We start from the raw sequence: 20,185 nt of genomic DNA, 5'->3' as shown, positions 1-20,185 counted from the left end.
GTCTCCTGTGGTGCCTGCCGATGGGGGGTCGGACTGGCGTCCTGGTGGTTGCCTCGATCGTAACGTTCGGTGGTGAACGTCCGGCAATCCCCGTGCATATTCCGGATTGCCCCGACCACCCCGGGCCGCCTGAACCGCCCAGCAGCCTACCGCCCGCACGCCCGCGACAGCAGAGGTCGCCGTCGGTCAGCTCCGGTCGCGTCCCATGTCGTGCATCCGGGAGGCGAGCGGCACCGCGGCCCGCTCCAGGTCCTCGGTCGCCCGCTGGATCCGCTCCGTCGCCGTGCCGACCTCCCGGGACAGTCTGCGCACCTGGGCGAAGACGCGGACGGCGAGGACGCCGAGGACGGCGATCCCCAGGAAACCGAGGACGACGGCGAGCATGGGCCAGAACATGGGGCGAGCCTATCGGGCGGTGCGGATCAGCCGGCGTGCAGCCGCAGCGTGCGCACCCCGCCGCCGGTGAGCAGCTCCACGATCCGCTCTCCGGCCGGCCGGCGCACCGCGCGGCCGCAGTCGGGGCAGGTGAAGGCGTAGAAGGTGGTGCGGCGGCTGGCGCCGATGGCCAACCGGAGGGCGTCCGAGGCCAGTTCGAAGCGTCCCCGGCACACCGGGCAGGCCGCCTTGAAGAGCACCGGAGCGGCCATGTCCGCCAGAGTGGTCGTCGCCATCGTGGTCGTCATCCTTCGCTGCCTTCTCCTACGGTCATCGGTGCGCCGGCCCGCCCGAGGGCGGGCCGGTCTCACTCGCCGTACGCCGCGAGCGCCTGCCGGGCCGCCTCCCGGGCGCTCTGTGCGAGCGCCGGCGGCGACACGATCCGGCCGTCCCCGCCCAGCCGCAGCGCCAGCCGGCGCAGCGAGGCCGGGTCGGGCGTGCGCAGGGTGATCCGCAGCCCCCCGTCGGGCAGTTCCTCGGCGCTGTCGTGCGGGTAGTACTCGGCGACCCACCGGCCGCCGGGCCCGACCTCGATGGCGACCTCGGGATCCTCGGCCGCCGGCTGCACCAACCCCTCCGACAGGTCCCGCAGTTCGACCGGCGGCGGGTCGGCGGGCGCGTCCAGCAGCCTGATCTCGGCGACCCGGTCGAGCCGGAAGGTGCGCCGGGCCTCGGAGAGCCGGCACCACGCCTCCATGTAGGTGTGACCGACGGCGAACAGCCGGATCGGGTCCACCTCGCGCTCGGTCAACTCGTCGCGGGCCGGGGAGTAGTAGCGCAGCCACAGCCGGCGCCGCTCGGCGATCGCCCGGTCCACGTCGGCGAAGACCCCGCCCTCGGACTCGAAGGTCACCGCCAGTCGGGAGCTGGCCCCGGCCGCCTCGCCGGCCGCCGCCTCCAGCTTCGCGGTGGCCCGCAGCAGCGCCTGCCGGTCGCCCTCGCGCAGCCCCGGGAGGGTGGCCACCGCGCGCGCCGCGACCAGCAGCGCGGTCGCCTCGTCGGCGGCCAGCCGCAGCGGCTCGGCGACGTCGTCGGGGTTGTGCCACCAGATCCGGTCGCCGTCGGTGTCGATGTCCATCAGGTCGCCGCCGCGGAAACTCGTCCCGCACATCGGCAACACGTCGAGGTCGGCGATCAGCTCGTCCTCGGTGATGCCGAAGGCGCGCGCGACATCGCCGACGCGGGCGCCGGGGCGCTCGCGCAGGTACGTCACCAGCGACAGCATCCGGCGGGTCTGGTCGATCGCGTTCGCAGCCATGGTCCCGTCCCCTCTCAGCCCTTGGCCACGGCGCGCAGCCGGTCGATGACCTCGGTGCGCAGCTCCGCCGGCTCCAGTACGATCACGTCGGGCCCGAACTCCACCAGCCAGGCGTCCAGCCCGTGCCCGTAGGGGATCTCCAACTCGTCCCAGCCGTCGCCCAGTTCGCGGACGGCCAGCGCCCGGGCGCGCAGCGGATAGCCGTGCCCGGCGCGCAACGTGATCCGCGCGGTGCCGGTCGCGGCCTCGCCCGCCCAGCGCTCGACGGTCTCCCGGACGGTGACGTGGTCGGGCACCGGGGCGGTGAACTTCCCTTGCCGGGAACGGACCTTGCCGGTGATCCGGGAGAGCCTGAAGACCCGCTCGGCGCCGCGGTCGCGGTCCCAGCCGGCGACGTACCAGTGGCCGCGCCAGCACTCCAGGATCCACGGTTCGAGGTGGCGCGGCTCGGGGCGGGCGGCGTTGGACTTGCGGTAGTCGAAGACGACCGGGCGGCGGTCCCGGCAGGCCAGCATCAGCGGCTCGAAGGCCGCCTCGTGGGTGGGGATCCGGGGCTCCAGGGCGCTGTGCGGCTGCCCGGCGTCCACGTCGTCGCGCTCCCCGGTCAGCGGCATCCCGGCCGCCCGCAGCTTCTGGAGCGCGCCGCTCGCCGCGCCGGCCAGCCGGGCCTGCTGCCAGACCTTGGCGGCCAGGCCCAGGGCCGCGGACTCCTCGGCGTCGAGGGTGATCGGGGGCAGTCGGTTGCTGTCGCGGCGGGCCAGGTAGCCGATCTCGCCGTCGATGCCGTCGACGGTCTCGATGACCAAGCCCAGCTCGCGCAGGTCGTCCTTGTCCCGCTCGAACATCCGGTTGAAGGAGTCGTCGGAGGCGCTCCCCGAACCGAACGCCGCCCCCCTGCCCGATCCGAAGGTCTCGACGTATGCCTCGATCGAGGACCGCAGCTCGTGCTTGGTCAACGGGCGTCGCGTCCCCAACAGGCACAGCGCCAGATTCATCAGCCGCTCGGCCTTGGCAATCGCCATCGACGCCCTCTCTCGTTAGCTCCCAACGGGTGACCGTACCGCCCTGTGTGCGTACCGCAAAAGCCGAGGGCCCGCACCGCCGGGCGGCACGGACCCTCGGGACGTACTGCGGGGTCGCTCAGACGGAGACCAGGTCGCAGACGAAGATCAGCGTCTCGTTGGGCGCGATCCGACCACCGCCGGCGCCGCGCTCGCCGTAGGCGAGGTGCGGCGGGATGGTCAGCCGACGACGGCCGCCCACCTTCATGCCCTGCACGCCCTGGTCCCAGCCCGGAATGACCTGGCCGGCGCCCAGCTCGAACTGCAGCGGCTTGCCGCGGTTCCAGCTCGCGTCGAACTCCTCACCGGTGCTGTAAGAGACGCCGACGTAGTGCACGGAGACCTGGTCCCCGGCCTTGGCGACCGGCCCGTCGCCCTCCCACAGGTCCACGATCTCCAGGTCGGTGGGAACCGGGCCCTCGGGGAAGTCGATCTCGGGCTTGTCGGCGCCCGGGAAGTTGCTGCTCACGAACGTGCTCCTACTTGCGAATCTTTTCGATTACCGGGTCAGTCTCGCAGATCCCGATGGCCGCCAGGTCAGACCGTGCCGACGATGTCGACCACGAAGACCAGGGTGTTCTTCGCCAACTGGTGCTGCGGGCTGGCCCCGTAGCCCAGCTTCGGCGGGATCACGATCTCCACCCGGTCCCCGACGTGCTTGCCGACCAGCGCCTTGTCCCAGCCCTGGACGACCTGCCCGGTGCCGATCTGGAAGGCGGTCGCGCCACCGTGGTCCCACGACGAGTCGAACTTCTTCCCGTCCTCCCACTTGACGCCGGTGTACTGGGCGATGAGCCCGTCACCGGCCTTGACCTCCGGGCCCTTGCCCTTGATCAGCACCTGCTGCTTGAGGTCGGTGGGCGCCTTCTCCCCCTTGGGGACGGTGATCGTGGCGGCCTTGTCGTCCGCGGCCTTCACCTCCGGCATGCCGTCCTCCGGCGCCGCCTGGGTGCCCTCGGCCTTCGCCTTCTTGTCCACCTTCTTCGCGCCGACCACGTCCACGACCCAGACCAGGCCGTCCTCCGGCTTGATCCCGGACTGCGGGTTGAGGCCCTCGCCGATCAGCGCCTTGGCGGTGCCCTCGACCTCGAAGCGGCCGCCGACCTTCTGCCCGGCCGCCGAGGTCAGCACCTTCGGCGGCAGCATCTGCTGCGTCATCTGGTCGGTGACCTCGGTGACGACCTGGGTGCGCGCCGCCCCCGGCTTGGCGCCCGGCTGCGGCGTCCAGCTGCTGCCGAGGTTCTGGCCCTTCATGGTCTGCGCGGAGAAGTCGAGACGGACCAGGTCGCCCTTGTTGACGGTCGCGCCCTTCCCCTCGATCAGGGTCTTGGTGACGGCCTTGTCGGCCGGCTTGGCGTCCTTGGGCACGGAGATGGTGGGCTTCGCGCCCGGCTTGCCCGTCACCTTGACCACCGCGGCGTCGGAGCTCTTGCCGTCGTCGTTCCCGCAGGCGGCGGCGAGGAGCAGCACGGGCACGGCGAGCGCGGCAGCGGCGGCGCGGCGGGTGTGCGTGGCGAGGGGACGGGGGAAGCGGCCCCCGGAAGAATTCAGCATCTGTCCAACTCGGGCTCGTGGGGAAGATGGGCAATGCCCGCCACTCTACGACCTGTCGCTGTGACCGCTTGTGGCAAACACAGCGGCCGATCCGCACACGACAATGCGCCGGGACCATTCGGCTCCCGGCGCACCGCCGTGGGTGTGCCACGCTCACATGCCGGCGATCAGCTTCTCCACCCGATCGTCCACGGAACGGAACGGGTCCTTGCACAGGACCGTGCGCTGCGCCTGGTCGTTGAGCTTCAGATGCACCCAGTCGACCGTGAAATCGCGGCGCTGCTCCTGGGCCCGGCGAATGAAGTCCCCGCGCAGCCGCGCCCGTGTGGTCTGCGGCGGAACCGACTTGCCCTCGAAGATCTTCAAGTCGTTGCAGATCCGCGCCGCTTGGCCCTTGCGCTCCAGGAGGTAGTAAAGGCCCCGGCGGCGGTGGATGTCGTGATACGCGAGGTCTATCTGCGCCACCCGCGGGTGGGACATGCTGATGTTGTGCTTCGTGCGGTATCGCTCGATGAGCTGATGCTTCATCACCCAGTCGATCTCGGTGGCAATCCGGTCGAGTTCCTGGTCGCGGACGGCTTCGAGGGTGCGGCCCCACAACTCCAGGACGCGCTCGACGAGTCCGGTGCGGATTCCGCGGCGGTCGCAGAAATCCACGGCCTTTTCGTAGTACTCCTGCTGCACTTCGAGCGCGGACGCCTCGCGCCCGCTGGCCAGCCGCACCTTGCGCTGTCCGGTGGTGTCGTGGCTGACCTCGCGGATCGCCCGGATCGGGTTCTCCAGCGTCAGATCGCGCATGACGGTGCCGGCCTCGATCATCCGCAACACCAGATCGGTGGCGCCGACCTTGAGCATCATCGTGGTCTCGGACATGTTCGAGTCGCCGACGATGACGTGCAGCCGGCGGTAGCGCTCGGCGTCCGCGTGCGGTTCGTCGCGGGTGTTGATGATCGGTCGGGAGCGGGTGGTCGCCGAGGAGACGCCCTCCCAGATGTGCTCGGCGCGCTGACTGACGCAGTAGACCGCACCGCGCGGCGTCTGCAGCACCTTGCCGGCCCCGCACAGCAACTGCCGGGTGACCAGAAACGGAATGAGGATGTCCGCGAGCCGAGAGAACTCACCGTGCCGGGCCACCAGATAGTTCTCGTGGCAGCCGTAGGAGTTTCCCGCCGAATCGGTGTTGTTCTTGAAGAGATAGACGTCGCCCGCGATTCCCTCCTCGTGCAGGCGGCGTTCTGCGTCGACGAGCAGACCTTCGAGAATGCGCTCGCCGGCCTTGTCGTGGGTGACCAGCTCGGTCACGTTGTCGCACTCGGGAGTTGCGTATTCCGGGTGTGATCCCACGTCCAAGTACAGGCGGGCGCCGTTCCGCAGGAAGACATTGCTGCTGCGGCCCCATGACACGACACGGCGGAAGAGGTACCGCGCCACTTCGTCAGGCGACAGTCGGCGCTGTCCCCTGAACGTGCACGTGACGCCGTACTCGTTCTCCAGCCCGAAAATGCGGCGGTCCATGACTGAACATTACGCCTGATGGCCTGCTCTGAAACCGGGTTCGACAGCCCCGTTCCGATCATTTTCCGTCCCGACGGGCGGCTCGGCCGGCGCCACCGGATCGCCCAGGAATCGCTTCATCGACAAAAGAACCACCAACGCGGCCATCCCGCCGGCCCCCGCGACCGCGAACCCCGCGGCCGGTCCGCCGCGTTCCAACGCCGGTCCGGCCACCGAGGCACCCACCGCCGAACCGACCCCGAACGTGGTCACCAACCACGAGAACGCCTCCGTCACCGTCCCCTTGGGCGCATGCCGGTCCACCACCACGAACGCACAGGCCAGCGACGGCGCCAGGAACACCCCGGCGACGCCGGTCAACGCCGTCATCCCCACAACACCCGGCACCAGGAAGAGCGGTAGGTACCCGAGCGCCAACAGCGCGACGAGCAGCCGCAGCCGCGCCTCCGGCCGCCCCGGCCACTGCCGGGCGCCGTAGACCAGCCCCCCGGCCAACGCGCCCACCCCGAGCGCGGAGAGCAGATAGCTGGAGACCATCCCGCCGCCGTGCCGGTCGGCGTAGGCCACCGCGGCCACCGCGATCGACCCCAGCGCCAGCCCGACGAAGAAGAACGCGCCGATCAGCACCAGCATCCCCGGCGAACGCAGCGCGCCCAGCCAGTGCGCCTCCCGGGGCGCGCTGCGCCACTCCCGGGACGGCGCGGAGACCACGACGGAGAGCGCGCCCAGCACCCCGATCGCGTTGATCACCAGCAGCGCGGCCGCCGCCGACCAGGCCGCCACGCAGAGCGTGACCAGCAACGGGCCCACCGCGAACATGACTTCCTGCGCCACCGCGTCGAGCGCGTACGCCGAGTGCACCCGGTCCGGCCGCTTGAGCACGTTGGGCCACAGCGCCCGCAGCCCGCCCTCCAGCGGTGGGGTGCACACCCCGGCGACCACCATGGCGAGCACGGCGGGCCAGTGTGGCGCGACCCCCACGACGGTCAGCAGCGCCATGCCGAACGCGGAGCACGCCGCCGCGGGCAGCATCACCCTGGGCTGCCCGTACACGTCGACGGCGCGGCCGAGCAGCGGCTGGCCGATGGCGGTGCAGACGCCGTAGACGGCGGACAGCGCGCCGGCGAGCGCGTAACTGCCGCCCTGCTCCCGGACGTAGAGGACCACCGCCAGCCCGGCGGTGGCGTTCGGCAGCCTGCCGACCAGGGTCCCGGCCAGCAGCCGGGCGGCATATCGGGTCCTGAGCAATTCCGCATATCCCGCGGCCACGCCTGCCCCTCTCCGCCCGGCCCGGGAGCCGGGACGTGTTACGTATAACGTGCGGGTCATACGTACCATGTCGGCAGTGAGCGGGTCCACCCCCGCAGCGCCGGCCCCAAGGAGTGACACACCCGGTGACCAGCAACGAGGCCACCGCGCCCGCCAGCCACCGGGCTGGCTCCCGAGCCACCAGCCGCGATGTCGCCCGCGCCGCCGGCGTCTCGCAGGCCGCGGTCTCCCTGGTCCTCGGCGACAAGTGGCGCGGCCGGGTCTCCGCCGGCAAGGCCGAGGCGGTCCGGGCGGCCGCCCGCGACCTCGGCTACCGCCCCAACCTCGCGGCCCGCAGCCTGCGCACCGGCCGCACCCGCACCGCGCTGCTCGTCGTCCCCGCGCTGACCACCGAGTTCTTCGCCCGGGTCTTCACCGGCGCCGCCCGGGTCGCCGCCGACCACGACTTCGGCGTGGTCCTCTACCCGTCCCCCGAGGGAACCGGCCCGGCACGCGACCCCTTCGACTCCGCCGCCGCCGCGCTGGACGGCGTCATCGCCTCCTCGATGGCGGCCGACGCCCTCGCCGCGCTGCGCACCGCCGGGCTGCCGCTGGTGATGCTCGACAGCGACCCCGACGACCGCGCCGCCTTTGCCGTCGTCAACCTCGATATCGCCGACGGCGTACGGCAGTTGACCACCCACCTCACGGGCCTGGGCCACCGCCGGATCACCCACCTCGCGGCCGACGTGGACTCCTGGACCTTCGCCGTCCGCGCCCGGGCGCTGACCGACGCCCTGGCCGGCGTCCCCGACGCGACGCTGCGCCGGCAGCCCACCGCACTCAACGTCGACGCCGGCCTGCGCGCCGCGCACGCCGCGCTCACCGCCCCCGGCCCGCGCCCCACCGCGCTGCTGTGCGACGACGACATCATCGCCGCCGGCGCCTGCAAGGCGGTGCGCCGCCTCGGGCTGCGGATCCCCGAGGACATCTCGGTCACCGGCTTCGACGACCTGGCCCTCGCGCTCGCCGTGGAACCGGAGTTGACGACGGTTCGGCTCCCGGCCGAGGAGTTCGGCGAGGCCGGCATGCGGGCCCTGCTGGCCGTCCTCGACGGCACCCCGGCCGACGCCGCCACCCTGCCCGTCACCCTCGTCCCGCGCGGCTCCACGGCACCGCCTCCGGACGGTGCGCACAACGCCGCGCGCCCCGGCGGGAGTTGACCCACCGGGGCGCGCGGCCCGCACGGACGACCGGCGCAGCGGCCGGCCGCGAACGGCTACTCCTCCGCGGCGCCGGACTCCTCCGCGCCGTCGGCGTCCTTCTTCCCGGCGTCCTTGCCATTGCCACCGGCACCGGCGGCGTCCGAGGACTCCCCCGCGCCCTCCCCGGACCCGTCCTTCTCCTTCTCCGCGGCGGCGTGCTCGTCCAGCAACCGGGAGAGCTGGCGCCCCAGGATGCGCTTGAACTTCCGCTTCTGCGGGCGGGTGCGGTCCAGCACCGCGACCTCAAGGTGCTCGGCGGTCAGCGTCCGCTCGCCGCCGTTGGTGTCCCGGGAGAGCGACTCGACCGCCAGCCGCAGCGCCTCCGCCAGACTCATCCCGTCGCGGTGCCGCTGGTCGAGATAGCTGCTGATCTGGTCGGAGTTGCCGCCCACCGCGACCGAGCCGTGCTCGTCGACGATCGAGCCGTCGTGCGGCAGCCGGTAAATCTGGTCGTCCTCCGGGGCGTTGCCCACCTCGGCGACGATCAACTCGACCTCGTAGGGCTTCTCGGCCGCGCTGGAGAAGATCGTGCCGAGCGTCTGCGCGTAGACGTTGGCCAGCCCGCGGGCGGTCACGTCTTCCCGGTCGTAGGTGTAGCCGCGCAGGTCGGCGTAGCGGACGCCGCCGATCCGCAGGTTCTCGAACTCGTTGTACTTGCCGACCGCCGCGAAGGCGATCCGGTCGTAGATCTCGCTGACCTTGTGCAGGGCCCGGGAGGGATTCTCGGCGACGAAGAGCACGCCGTCGGTGTACTGCAGCACCACGACGCTGCGGCCGCGCGCGATGCCCTTGCGGGCGTACTCGGCGCGGTCGGCCATGGCCTGCTGGGGTGAGACATAGAACGGCGTCGACACCGGCTATCCGTCCCTTCCTGTCAAAAGCTTATCCGCTGTCTGGGGGCGCACCGCTACAACCATCCGTCCCGTCAGAGCAGCGCGGCGCGCGGGCCGTCGGGCTGGTCGAGACGTCGTTCGTGCACGGCGCGGGCGATCTCCGAAACCTCGGCCTCGGTCAGCTTCTTGAAGCCCTCTTCGGTGATCACCGTGACGATGGGGTAGATCCGCCGTGCCATGTCAGGACCGCCGGTCGCCGAGTCGTCGTCGGCGGCGTCGTAGAGCGCCTGGACGACGGCGGTGGCGGCCTGATGCTCCGTGAAGTCCTCCCGGAACAGCTTCTTCAGCGCGCTGCGCGCGAAGACCGAACCGGAGCCGGTGGCCGAGAAGCCGTGCTCCTCCGAGCGCCCGCCGGTGACGTCGTACGAGAAGATCCGGCCCTTCTCACGGTCGAGGTCGTAACCGGCGAACAGCGGCACCACGGCGAGGCCCTGCATGGCCATCCCGAGGTTGCTGCGGATCATCGTCGAGAGCCGGTTCGCCTTGCCCTCCAGGGAGAGTTGGGCCCCCTCGACCTTCTCGAAGTGCTCCAGCTCCAGTTGGAACAGCTTGACCATCTCCACCGCGAGACCGGCCGTGCCCGCGATGCCGACCGCCGAGTACTCGTCGGCCGGGAAGACCTTCTCGATGTCGCGCTGCGCGATGACGTTGCCCATCGTGGCCCGCCGGTCGCCGGCGAGCACCACACCGCCGGGGAACGAGGCCGCCACGATGGTCGTCCCGTGCGGGGCCTCGAAGGCCCCCTGCACCGGCGGCACCGTGCGGTTGCCCGGCAACAGCCCGGGCGCGTGCTGCCCGAGGAAGTCCACGAACGACGAGGATCCAGGCGTCAGGAAGGCAGCCGGCAGACGCCCGGTGCTTGGAGTGTTGGCTTCCACACGTTTCCTTCCGGATACTCGGCCGCCCGCCCGAGGTACGTCCGGCCGATCCATGAATTGACCCAAGGCTGCGTTGCAGCCGAAGCAGAGTACGTCTCGGACCCTACCCGCCTTGGAGCCGTGATCCACATGTCGGGATCCGGTATCCGACGGGCCGGGCGGCGCCCGCCCGAAGCCACGCTCGCCGGCCGGGCGCCGGCGCGGGAATTCTCTTCGCCCCGCGCACAGCACGCCGACCGGCGAGCGTCAGAGATAAGCGCCCGATTTGCGCTTACTGTCCGCCTTTTTGGACAAATGACCGCACGAAATCCTCGGCATTTTCCTCAAGGACATCGTCAATCTCGTCCAGAACGGAATCGACGTCGTCGGACAATTTCTCCTGGCGCTCCTTGAGGTCCCCCGAGACCTCCGCGTCCTGGGCCTGCTCCTCGACCTCTTCGGTGGACCGGGTGGCCCGCTGCTGTCCGCCGCCGGTGTCCTTGGTCGCCATATCCCTCACCCCGCTCGGTTTGCCCCGCTCGATGTGACCTTCAAGATCCGACCCTACAAGCAGGGTCCGACATCGGCCCTGCACTTCCTGCAACGCCCGGGAGTCACCTCGATGATTCCCGCACCGCGCCCCTTTCAGCCGTCGAACGGCCGTGGATCATGGCTGATTTGCCATGAACCTGCCCCACCTCAGCGCCCCGACAACGTCCTGACCAGCTCCTCTGCCGTACGGCAACGGTCCAGTAGCTCCTTGACGTGCTTACGGGTCCCGCGCAGCGGCTCCAGCGTGGGCACGCGCTGGAGGGAGTCCCGACCGGGCAGGTCGAAGATGACCGAATCCCACGAGGCCGCGGCCACATCGTCCGCGTACTGCTCCAGGCAACGCCCCCGGAAATAGGCCCTGGTGTCCTCCGGAGGCTTCAGCTGGGCCTGCTCCACCGCGGGCTCGTCCAACAGCCGCTGCATCCGGCCACGGGCCGCCAGGCGGTTGTACAGGCCCTTCTCGGCGCGCACATCGGCGTACTGGAGGTCGATGAGGTGCAGCCGGGCGGCGTCCCAGTCCAGGCCGTCACGGCGCCGGTAGCCCTCCATGAGCTCCCGTTTGGCGACCCAGTCCAGCTCCCCGGCCAGGCTCATCGGGTCGTTCTCCAGCCGCCCCAGCACGTCCTCCCACCGGGAGAGCACGTCCCGGGTCTGCTCGTCCGCGTCCGCGCCGTAGCGGTCCTCGACGTACTTGCGGGCCAGCTCGAAGTACTCCATCTGGAGTTGCACCGCGGTCAGCGTGCGGCCGCTCCGAAGCGTGATCAGATGACCCAGCGACGGGTCGTGCGAGACCTGGTGCAGGGCACGGACCGGCTGGTCGACGGCGAGATCGACGGCGATGAAGCCGTCCTCGATCATGGACAGCACCAGCGCGGTGGTGCCCAGCTTCAGGTACGTCGAGATCTCGGAGAGGTTGGCGTCGCCGATGATCACGTGCAGCCGGCGGTACTTCTCGGCGTCCGCGTGCGGCTCGTCGCGGGTGTTGATGATGGGACGCTTGAGGGTCGTCTCCAGGCCCACCTCCACCTCGAAGTAGTCGGCGCGCTGGCTGATCTGGAAGCCGTGCTCGTGCCCGTCCTGACCGATGCCGACCCGTCCGGCGCCGGTGACCACCTGCCGGGAGACGAAGAACGGCGTCAGGTGTCGCACGATGTCCGAAAACGGGGTCTCCCGTTTCATCAGGTAGTTCTCGTGCGTCCCGTAGGAGGCGCCCTTGTTGTCGGTGTTGTTCTTGTACAGGTGGATGGGCTGGGCGCCGGGTACCTGGGACGCGCGCTCGGCGGCCTCGGCCATGATCCGCTCGCCGGCCTTGTCCCAGAGCACCGCGTCCCGGGGGTTGGTGACCTCGGGGGCGCTGTACTCGGGGTGGGCGTGGTCGACGTAGAGCCTGGCCCCGTTGGTGAGGATGACGTTGGCCAGGCCGATGTCCTCGTCCGTGAGCTGACTGGCGTCGGCGGCCTCGCGGGCGAGGTCGAAGCCGCGGGCGTCCCGCAGCGGGTTCTCCTCCTCGAAGTCCCAGCGAGCACGTCGTGCCCGGTGCATCGCGGCCGCGTAGGCGTTGACGACCTGGGACGAGGTGAGCATGGCATTGGCGTTCGGGTGGCCGGGGACGGAGATCCCGTACTCCGTCTCGATTCCCATTACTCGCCGTACGGTCATGCGGCCCTCCTTGCCCGGCGGCGCCCCCGGATGGGGCAGGCGCTCAAAAACCGCTGCGCTTCCGGTCCGTGTGCGTTCCCCGCGTCCGCACAGCGAGACGCAGCGGTACCGAAGAGCCTAGAACGCCTTTGCGGCGCTGGGGAGATCATTACAGTCATTGCTCCAGTCCGGTTTTCCCTGATCCGTCGCTGGCTCACCGAGGCGGTGGGCACGCCCCGGAAAAGCGTCCGGCTGCGGACGCCCCGTGCAGGACATCCGCAGCCGGAGAGCGGTGTTACAGGTATTGGCCGGTATTCGCCACCGTGTCGATGGAGCGGCCGGTGTCCGCGCCCTGCTTTCCGGTGACCAGGGTGCGGATGTAGACGATCCGCTCGCCCTTCTTTCCGGAGATACGGGCCCAGTCGTCCGGGTTGGTGGTGTTGGGCAGGTCCTCGTTCTCCTTGAACTCATCCACGCATGCCTGGAGGAGGTGGGAGACCCGCAGACCTTTCTGGTTGTGCTCAAGGAAAGCCTTGATGGCCATCTTCTTGGCACGTCCCACGATGTTTTCGATCATCGCGCCGGAGTTGAAGTCCTTGAAGTAGAGGACTTCCTTGTCACCATTGGCATAGGTGACCTCCAGGAAGCGATTTTCCTCGGATTCCGCGTACATCTGCTCGACGACCGACTGGATCATTCCGCTGACCGCCGCCTTGCGGGAATTCCCGTGTTCGGCGAGATCGTCGGAGTGCAGCGGAAGCCTTTCGGTCAGGTACTTCGAGAAGATGTCCTTGGCCGCCTCGGCGTCCGGACGCTCGATCTTGATCTTCACGTCGAGCCGGCCGGGGCGCAGGATCGCGGGGTCGATCATGTCCTCGCGGTTCGAGGCACCGATGACGATCACGTTCTCCAGGCCCTCGACGCCGTCGATCTCGGAGAGCAGCTGCGGGACGATGGTGTTCTCCACGTCCGAGCTGACACCGGATCCGCGGGTGCGGAAGAGCGAGTCCATCTCGTCGAAGAAGACGATGACGGGCGTGCCCTCGCTCGCCTTCTCCCTGGCGCGTTGGAAGACCAGCCGGATGTGCCGCTCCGTCTCGCCGACGTACTTGTTGAGCAGCTCGGGGCCCTTGATGTTCAGGAAGAAGCTCTTCCCTGCGGGCTGCCCGGTCACCTCCGCGACCTTCTTGGCAAGGGAGTTGGCGACCGCCTTGGCGATGAGGGTCTTGCCACAGCCGGGCGGGCCGTAGAGCAAGACGCCCTTGGGCGGGCGGAGTTCGTGCTCCTTGAAGAGGTCGGGGTAGAGGTAGGGGAGCTCGACCGCGTCCCGGATCTGCTCGATCTGACCGCTCAGACCGCCGATCTTGGTGTAGTCGATGTCCGGGACCTCTTCGAGGACCAGTTCCTCGACCTCGCTCTTGGGGATGACCTCGTAGACGTAGCCGGAGCGGGAGTCGAGCAACAGGGCGTCGCCGGGGCGGATGGTGATGTCCAGCAGTGGCTCGGCGAGCCGCACCACCCGCTCCTCGTCGGTGTGCCCGATCACCAGCGCGCGCTCGCCGTCCTCAAGGATCTCCTTGAGCGTGACGATGTCGCCGGCGGACTCGAACTCCATCGCCGCGACCACGTTGAGCGCTTCGTTGAGCATCACCTCTTGGCCGCGCCGGAGCTCTTCGGCCTCGACGCTGGGGCTGACGTTCACCCGGAGCTTGCGGCCCCCGGTGAAGATGTCGACGGTGTCGTCGTCGTTCGCCTGCAGGAAGACGCCGAATCCTGCCGGCGGCTGCGCGAGTCGGTCGACCTCTTCCTTGAGGGCGACGATCTGGTCGCGGGCCTCGCGGAGCGTATTGGCGAGGCGTTCGTTCTGGGCGGAAACGCCGGCCAGGTTGGTCTGCAACTCGACGATCCGCTCTTCGAGAATCCTCGTGTGCCGCGGAGAGTCGGCGAGCTTGCGTCGCAGGACGGCGATCTCCTGCTCAAGATAGGCAACCTGACCGGCTGGATCTTCAGACCCGCGCCCCGGCCGGATGCCGCGGTTGATGTCGTCGTCGTGGGCTGCCACGGTCCTCACCTCCTCCAAGGAGCTGGACGCTTCCAGACCCTACCTGGGCCGGTGCAGGTTGAAACCCCTAGATCGAAAAGACTGTCGGGGTGTGTCCGATCTTCACCCTTGCGCACGTCCCTCACGCCAGGGGAATACCCACCCAACAACATCGGAAAGCGAGCGGTTGTATCGTCGAGACGGTCAACACCCGTCAGGGCTGGCGCCACTTAGACAAAAACGGTTCACGTAAGCAGGAACGGCAGGCGAGATGACCGCGCAGGACGAAGCACCGGAGCTCGAAGTCTGGATCGACCAGGACCTGTGCACCGGGGACGGGATCTGCGCGCAATACGCGCCCGAGGTCTTCGAGCTCGACATCGACGGCCTGGCCTACGTGAAGAGCCCCGCCGACGAGTTGTTGCAGGAGCAGGGCGCCACAACGCCCGTACCGCTGCCGCTCCTCAACGACGTGCGGGACTCTGCCAACGAGTGCCCCGGCGACTGCATTCACGTGCGCCGGGTCTCCGACGGCGTCGAGGTCTACGGACCCGATGCCTGAGCAACACGGTTGCTGACAGGGCGTAGACGCTGCGCGGACGCGGCGTAGGCGAGACGTAGAAGAAACTGGACGCGCACACGTCGCGCGACGGATCAGGCACCCTCGGTCGCTGTAGTGGCGGGGAGTTCACTCTGGACGAACTTCCCGCCCTGCCATTGCCACTTGAGGGTCTTGTGCACGTCCGGCAGGTAGCGCGGGACGTCGGGCGAGGAGTAGCCCTGGACGGTCGCGGAGACCACCCGCCCCTGGAGGTCCAGGCCCTGGACGGAGAGTCGTTGGGCGGGCGCCAGGAGCGTCGCCACGATGCGGGGCGCGCCCTTGGAACCGGGGGGCTGCGCAAGGACGTAGACGCCGCTGGGTGGGGTGCCGGCCTCGCTGTGACAACGGACCACGGCGACGGTCTGGGTGCTTCCGGCGCCGTCGAGGTCGCCGGACACCTTCTCCACCACGTCCACGCCGTTGGGGCCGCAGTTGACCGGGAACGCCACCCGGCTCGGGTCGGGCGCCGCGGCCACCGGGGCGGACTTGGCGGTGGAGTTGCCGGCGGCGGTGGCGGTCGCGTCAACGGGTTGGAACAGGGACGAGACCGCGATCACCGCCGAGATGGCGGTGGCGGTGGCGAGCCAGTGCATGGGGTGGGGCTGGGTGTGCAACAGGTCCTGGCCTGCCAAGGGCTGCACGTGGGGTAACTCCTGTGAGGTGCTGTGGCGGTGGGAGTGCCCAGCATCGTTCCACAGGCGGGGGCGGCAAGGAACCAGCGGGGCGGAGTTCATGCACTTTCCGCACGCGTCCTTCGCACCGCTCCGAGAGGAGAACGAAACGGCGCCGCCGACGGTTCCCGCGTGGGGGAACTCGTCGGCGGCGCCGGCCGGTTCGGGTGGTTGAGCCCTGGCGTCAGTCGCGCTCGGGCGAACCGTCGGTGAGGTCGGTGGCGACGTCCGCGGTACCGGTGCCGGTGGCGGTGCCGTCGGGCTTGCCGGCGGCGGTCTTCTCCCGCTTGCCGGGCCCTTCGTAGTCCTCGCCGTAAGCGCCCTTGGCCGGGCGGCGGCGGCGAAGCGGGGGCTCCACGCCGTCGGCGAGCCGACGGGCGGTGAGCAGGAAGCCGGTGTGGCCGATCATGCGGTGGTCGGGGCGGACGGCGAGACCCTCCACGTGCCAGGTGCGGACCATGGTCTCCCAGGCCGACGGCTCGTTGAAGGTGCCGTGTTCGCGGATCGCCTCGACGGTGCGGGCCAGCTGCGTGGTCGTGGCCACGTAGGCGCACAGGATGCCGCCGGGCACCAGGGCCTTGGAGACGGCCTCCAGGCACTCCCAGGGGGCGAGCATGTCCAGGATGACGCGGTCGACGTCGGTGTCGGACAGGTTGTCCTGGAGGTCGCCGACGGTGAGCGTCCAGGCGGGGTGCGGTTCGCCGAAGTACCGCTCGACGTTCTGGGTGGCGATCTCCGCGAAGTCGGCACGGCGCTCGTAGGAGTGCAGCATGCCGTGGTCGCCGATGGCGCGCAGCAGGAAGCTGCTCAGCGAGCCGGACCCCACCCCCGCCTCCACGACGCGGGCCCCGGGGAAGATGTCGGCCATCGCCAGGATCTGCCCCGCGTCCTTGGGGTAGACCACGGCGGCACCGCGGGGCATGGACAGGACGTAGTCGGGGAGCAGCGGACGCAGCGCGAGGTAGGCGACGTTTCCGGTGGTACGGACAACACTGCCCTCGGGCGCACCGATCAGCTCGTCGTGGGGGAAGGCTCCCTTGTGGGTGTGGAAGCTCTTGCCCTCTTCGAGCGTGAACGTGTAGTGGCGTCCCTTGGGGTCGGTGAGCTGGACCTGGTCCCCGACCTTGAAGGGCCCGCGACGGCGGGCGGCACCGGTCGGTTCGGACATGTGACCAGCCTACCGGCCGTTCGCCGTCCTCCGTACCAGGGACGGCGGGAGGGGGGTTGGCAGCCGGGGCCGGGGGTCCCCCCGGCCCCTGCCGTCGCGGCTCTCAGGAGGGGCGCGCCATGGCGGCGACGAAGGCGCGTTCCACGTCGGCGGCGGAGAGGACGCCGTAGATCGCGCCGGTGTGCTCGATGACGAGGTACTCGGTGGCGGGGGTGGCGCGGAGGTGGTCCAGGAGGTCCTCGCCGGCGAGTTCGGCGCCGACCCGCATGCCGTCCTTGAGGTCCTGGGCCAGGCTGCCGACGGCCACCCAGGGGCGGCGGTGCTCGGGGACGCCGACGATGGCGGCCTCGCGGACCAGGGCGGTGGGGAAGCCCTGGCGGTCGACGACGACCAGGGCGCGGGCGCCGGCGTCGTTGGCGCGGCGCAGCGCCTCGGAGAGCGGGGTGTCGGTCTCGATCGGGATGGCGCGCCGGGTGAGCGTACGGGCGGTGAGGTCGGGGAGGCGTTCGCGCAGCCGGGCCATGCGGAGGCTGTTGCCGGCGCCGGTCCAGATGATGGCGGCCAGGATGGCGGCGAGCAGCGCGTCGGTGAGCGAGTCGGCGCCGCCGATCTCCTCGGGGGCCCGGCCGAGGGCGCCGGTGTGGGTGAGCAGCGGCAGCCCGATGAGGACGGTGACGGCGAGCGCGCGGCCGACCCAGGCGGCGGCGACGGTGCCGCTCATCGGCCTGCCGGTGATCTTCCAGACGACGGCGCGCAGCATCCGGCCGCCGTCCAGGGGCAGGCCGGGCAGCAGGTTGAAGACCGCGACGATGAGGTTGGAGATCATCAGGCCGGCGAGCAGCACGCCCGGAACGGTGTCCGGTGCGACCAGGCGCATGCCCACGTAGAAGACGCCGGCGAGGACGAGGGAGAGGAGCGGGCCGACGAAGGCCAGCACGAACTCCCGGCCGGGGGTCTCGGATTCCTTCTCTATCTCGGAGACGCCGCCGAAGAATTGGAGCTGGATCCGGCGGACGGGCAGCTTGAAGCGGAGCGCCGCGACGGTGTGGGCGAGTTCGTGGACGAGCACGGAGGCGTAGAAGGCGACCGCGAAGAAGAGCGAGACCAGATAGCGGGCGGCGCCCAACTCCGGGAGGACGCGCTCCAACTGACCGCCGAACACCCAGGTGATGAGGGCGGCGACCAGGAACCAACTGGGCGCCACGTAGACCGGCACGCCGAAGGGCCGGCCCATGAGGATGCCGCCGCCGGGCGCCTTGGTGCCGGTGCTCTCCTGGTCGGTGCCCCGCGGTGAGTCCGGTGGGCGCGGCGGCGCCTGGGAGCCCTCGGGTGCGTTCTCAGGCGGCTGGGGCGGCCGGTCCTGCCCGGACTCCTGGGGGTCCTGCGGCTTCCCGCTCTCGTCCACGGCGTCCCCTCGTTGAATACGGCTTCCGCACCTGCTCTGCCCTGCCTGACAACTCGATCATGCAGGGCAAAGGTGCTCGACGTCGATGGTATGCGGAGCTTTGGGCCGTGATCCGTTGCGGGGCGCGGGCGGCCCCGTGCGGGGCGGCGATGACCTCACGGTTCGTGATCCGACGGCGCTTGTCAGTGGTGGGCCGTAGGGTTCTGGGCATGGGATGGAGCACGGAGAAGACCGAGGCGGACGCGCCGGGTGACGGGCCGGGGGCGGCCGCGGTGCCGGCGCAGGGTGCGGCGCCGGCGGGGGCCGCGGTGCGGGGCGGGGCGCGGCCGCCGGAGGCGCTGTCGCCGTCGCGGGCGAGCGACTTCATGCAGTGCCCGCTGCTCTACCGCTTCCGCGTGATCGACAAGCTGCCGGAGAAGCCGAGCCCGGCGGCCACCCGCGGCACGGTCGTGCACGCGGTGCTGGAGCGGCTCTTCGACGCCCCCGCGGCGCAGCGCACGGCGGACGGGGCCCGCGCGCTGGTCCCGGTCGAGTGGGAGAAGCTGCTGGCCAAGCGCCCGGAGCTGGCCGAGCTGTTCGACCAGGACGCGGACGGCGCGCAGTTGGGGCAGTGGTTGACCCAGGCCGCCGAGTTGGTGGAGCGCTGGTTCACGCTGGAGGACCCGACGCGGCTGGAGCCGGCCGACCGCGAGCTGTTCGTGGAGACGGTGCTGGAATCCGGGCTGCGGCTGCGGGGGTTCATCGACCGGGTCGACGTGGCACCGACGGGCGAGGTGCGGCTGGTCGACTACAAGACCGGCAAGGCACCGCGGCCGCAGTACGCCGAGGGCGCGCTCTTCCAGATGAAGTTCTACGCGCTGGTGGTCTGGCGGCTGCGGGGCGTGGTGCCGCGCCGGCTCCAACTGGTCTATCTGGGCAGCGGCGACGTGCTGACGTACGACCCGGACGAGCGCGATCTGGTGGGCGTGGAGCGGAAGTTGCTGGCGCTGTGGGAGGCGATCCAGCAGGCGACGAAGTCCGGCGACTGGCGGCCGCGGCCGACGAAGCTGTGCGGCTGGTGCGATCACCAGGCGCACTGCCCGGAGTTCGGCGGCACTCCCCCGGTGTACCCGCTGCCGGTGCGGGTGGCGGCGGCCGATCCGGGTGGCGGCCCGGGGGCTGTTCCCGGGGAGATGCCGTCGTCGCCGGTGCGCCCGGCGGACGGCGCGGGCGGCCCGCAGGGCAGAATGGAGCGGGTCGAATAGGTATCGAATGATCCCGCCCGTCGAAGGAGAGCTTGTGGCCATCCGCGTCCTGCTGGTCGACGACCAGCCCCTGCTGCGTACGGGTTTCCGGATGATCCTGGAGGCCGAGCAGGATCTGGCGGTCGTCGGTGAGGCGGGCGACGGGCTCCAGGCGCTGGAGCAAGTGCGGGCGCTCCAGCCCGATGTGGTGCTGATGGACATCCGGATGCCGCGGATGGACGGCGTCGAGGCGACCCGGCAGATCACCGGCCCGGAGAAGGACGGCCCGGCGAAGGTGCTGGTGCTGACCACCTTCGACCTCGACGAGTACGTCGTCGAGGCGCTGCGGGCCGGGGCCAGCGGCTTCCTCCTCAAGGACGCCCCGGCGGGCGAACTGGTGCAGGCGATCCGGGTGGTGGCGGCGGGCGAGGCGATGCTCGCGCCGAGCATCACCCGCCGGCTGCTGGACAAGTACGCCGGGCATCTGCCGTCCGGCGAGGAGCCGGTGCCGGACACCCTCCACACGCTCACCGAGCGGGAGGTGGAGGTGCTGAAGCTGGTGGCCCGCGGGCTGTCCAACGCCGAGATCGCCGCGGATCTGTTCGTCAGCGAGACGACGGTCAAGACGCACGTCGGGCATGTGCTGACGAAGTTGGGGCTGCGGGATCGGGTGCAGGCGGCGGTTTATGCGTATGAGAGTGGGTTGGTGCGACCGGGCGCGCAGTAGCGCTGGGCTCTTCCCACGTTGTCGGCTCCCCCGCCGTGGGCCTGCGGCCGGCTGAGCCCCACGTTGTCGGCTC

Annotated in this window: 20 protein-coding genes and 1 pseudogene; 4 read left to right on the top strand and 17 right to left on the bottom strand. The window is 70.5% G+C overall.

Annotated features, from left to right (window positions below):
• Nucleotides 1-186: 186 nt before the first annotated feature.
• From ACFVFQ_RS20415 to ACFVFQ_RS20380, 8 genes are all read right to left on the bottom strand, one after another.
• Nucleotides 187-396 carry a hypothetical protein gene (locus ACFVFQ_RS20415; RefSeq protein ID WP_383417931.1) on the bottom strand — a complete coding sequence of 70 codons (210 nt, stop codon included), beginning with the start codon at nt 394-396 and terminating at the stop codon, nt 187-189.
• Nucleotides 397-422: 26 nt separating this feature from the next.
• A complete protein-coding gene (locus ACFVFQ_RS20410) occupies nt 423-671 on the bottom strand; it encodes a hypothetical protein (protein ID WP_383417927.1) in 249 nt (82 codons plus the stop codon).
• Nucleotides 672-742: 71 nt separating this feature from the next.
• Complete coding sequence (locus tag ACFVFQ_RS20405) at nt 743-1,693, bottom strand: helix-turn-helix transcriptional regulator (RefSeq protein ID WP_383417924.1); 951 nt, start codon at nt 1,691-1,693, stop codon at nt 743-745.
• 14 nt (nt 1,694-1,707) lie between these two features.
• Complete coding sequence (locus ACFVFQ_RS20400) at nt 1,708-2,715, bottom strand: helix-turn-helix transcriptional regulator (RefSeq protein ID WP_383417922.1); 1,008 nt, start codon at nt 2,713-2,715, stop codon at nt 1,708-1,710.
• Nucleotides 2,716-2,833: 118 nt separating this feature from the next.
• Nucleotides 2,834-3,223, bottom strand: coding sequence for an FKBP-type peptidyl-prolyl cis-trans isomerase (locus tag ACFVFQ_RS20395; protein ID WP_383417919.1), 390 nt, complete (start codon nt 3,221-3,223; stop codon nt 2,834-2,836).
• A gap of 68 nt (nt 3,224-3,291) precedes the next feature.
• Nucleotides 3,292-4,308: an FKBP-type peptidyl-prolyl cis-trans isomerase gene (locus tag ACFVFQ_RS20390; protein WP_383417916.1), complete on the bottom strand. Its 1,017-nt coding sequence runs from the start codon at nt 4,306-4,308 to the stop codon at nt 3,292-3,294.
• Between the two features lie 153 nt (nt 4,309-4,461).
• Nucleotides 4,462-5,823, bottom strand: coding sequence for a Pup--protein ligase (gene pafA, locus ACFVFQ_RS20385; protein ID WP_383417913.1), 1,362 nt, complete (start codon nt 5,821-5,823; stop codon nt 4,462-4,464).
• Between the two features lie 9 nt (nt 5,824-5,832).
• Complete coding sequence (locus tag ACFVFQ_RS20380) at nt 5,833-7,092, bottom strand: MFS transporter (protein ID WP_383417910.1); 1,260 nt, start codon at nt 7,090-7,092, stop codon at nt 5,833-5,835.
• Nucleotides 7,093-7,217: 125 nt separating this feature from the next.
• Here ACFVFQ_RS20380 and ACFVFQ_RS20375 point away from each other — a divergent pair, with 125 nt between their 5' ends.
• A complete protein-coding gene (locus ACFVFQ_RS20375) occupies nt 7,218-8,294 on the top strand; it encodes a LacI family DNA-binding transcriptional regulator (RefSeq protein ID WP_383417907.1) in 1,077 nt (358 codons plus the stop codon).
• A 56-nt stretch (nt 8,295-8,350) separates the two neighbouring features.
• Here ACFVFQ_RS20375 and prcA read toward each other — a convergent pair whose 3' ends face one another.
• The 6 genes and pseudogenes from prcA to arc form a co-directional block, all read right to left on the bottom strand.
• Nucleotides 8,351-9,190 (bottom strand): proteasome subunit alpha, encoded by an 840-nt coding sequence (prcA, locus tag ACFVFQ_RS20370; RefSeq protein WP_383417904.1) that lies wholly within the window; start codon nt 9,188-9,190, stop codon nt 8,351-8,353.
• A 71-nt stretch (nt 9,191-9,261) separates the two neighbouring features.
• Nucleotides 9,262-10,107 carry a proteasome subunit beta gene (gene prcB, locus ACFVFQ_RS20365; RefSeq protein ID WP_383417977.1) on the bottom strand — a complete coding sequence of 282 codons (846 nt, stop codon included), beginning with the start codon at nt 10,105-10,107 and terminating at the stop codon, nt 9,262-9,264.
• Nucleotides 10,108-10,191: 84 nt separating this feature from the next.
• Nucleotides 10,192-10,236: pseudogene (locus ACFVFQ_RS20360) on the bottom strand (hypothetical protein); the annotation flags it as partial.
• 142 nt (nt 10,237-10,378) lie between these two features.
• The gene (locus ACFVFQ_RS20355; protein WP_274916712.1) at nt 10,379-10,597 is read right to left on the bottom strand and encodes a ubiquitin-like protein Pup; all 219 of its coding nucleotides are present in this window, start codon (nt 10,595-10,597) and stop codon (nt 10,379-10,381) included.
• 188 nt (nt 10,598-10,785) lie between these two features.
• On the bottom strand, nt 10,786-12,297 hold the full coding sequence (dop, locus tag ACFVFQ_RS20350) for a depupylase/deamidase Dop (RefSeq protein ID WP_383417896.1): 1,512 nt from the start codon (nt 12,295-12,297) through the stop codon (nt 10,786-10,788).
• A gap of 274 nt (nt 12,298-12,571) precedes the next feature.
• The gene (gene arc / locus ACFVFQ_RS20345; protein ID WP_383417888.1) at nt 12,572-14,338 is read right to left on the bottom strand and encodes a proteasome ATPase; all 1,767 of its coding nucleotides are present in this window, start codon (nt 14,336-14,338) and stop codon (nt 12,572-12,574) included.
• Between the two features lie 250 nt (nt 14,339-14,588).
• Here arc and ACFVFQ_RS20340 point away from each other — a divergent pair, with 250 nt between their 5' ends.
• On the top strand, nt 14,589-14,879 hold the full coding sequence (locus ACFVFQ_RS20340) for a ferredoxin (RefSeq protein WP_274916709.1): 291 nt from the start codon (nt 14,589-14,591) through the stop codon (nt 14,877-14,879).
• Nucleotides 14,880-14,971: 92 nt separating this feature from the next.
• Here ACFVFQ_RS20340 and ACFVFQ_RS20335 read toward each other — a convergent pair whose 3' ends face one another.
• From ACFVFQ_RS20335 to ACFVFQ_RS20325, 3 genes are all read right to left on the bottom strand, one after another.
• Nucleotides 14,972-15,559 carry a hypothetical protein gene (locus tag ACFVFQ_RS20335; RefSeq protein WP_383417884.1) on the bottom strand — a complete coding sequence of 196 codons (588 nt, stop codon included), beginning with the start codon at nt 15,557-15,559 and terminating at the stop codon, nt 14,972-14,974.
• A 214-nt stretch (nt 15,560-15,773) separates the two neighbouring features.
• On the bottom strand, nt 15,774-16,757 hold the full coding sequence (locus tag ACFVFQ_RS20330) for a tRNA (adenine-N1)-methyltransferase (protein ID WP_383417881.1): 984 nt from the start codon (nt 16,755-16,757) through the stop codon (nt 15,774-15,776).
• Nucleotides 16,758-16,860: 103 nt separating this feature from the next.
• On the bottom strand, nt 16,861-18,162 hold the full coding sequence (locus ACFVFQ_RS20325; protein ID WP_383417878.1) for a site-2 protease family protein: 1,302 nt from the start codon (nt 18,160-18,162) through the stop codon (nt 16,861-16,863).
• A gap of 209 nt (nt 18,163-18,371) precedes the next feature.
• Here ACFVFQ_RS20325 and ACFVFQ_RS20320 point away from each other — a divergent pair, with 209 nt between their 5' ends.
• Nucleotides 18,372-19,406, top strand: coding sequence for a RecB family exonuclease (locus ACFVFQ_RS20320; RefSeq protein ID WP_383417875.1), 1,035 nt, complete (start codon nt 18,372-18,374; stop codon nt 19,404-19,406).
• Between the two features lie 34 nt (nt 19,407-19,440).
• Complete coding sequence (locus tag ACFVFQ_RS20315) at nt 19,441-20,112, top strand: response regulator transcription factor (protein WP_274916703.1); 672 nt, start codon at nt 19,441-19,443, stop codon at nt 20,110-20,112.
• The last annotated feature ends 73 nt before the right edge of the window (nt 20,113-20,185 follow it).

This window comes from Streptomyces sp. NPDC057743 (assembly GCF_042798755.1).
GTDB lineage: Bacteria > Actinomycetota > Actinomycetes > Streptomycetales > Streptomycetaceae > Streptomyces.
The sequence above is the reverse complement of the archived record's forward strand: the minus strand, read 5'-3'. Positions and strand labels throughout refer to the sequence as shown.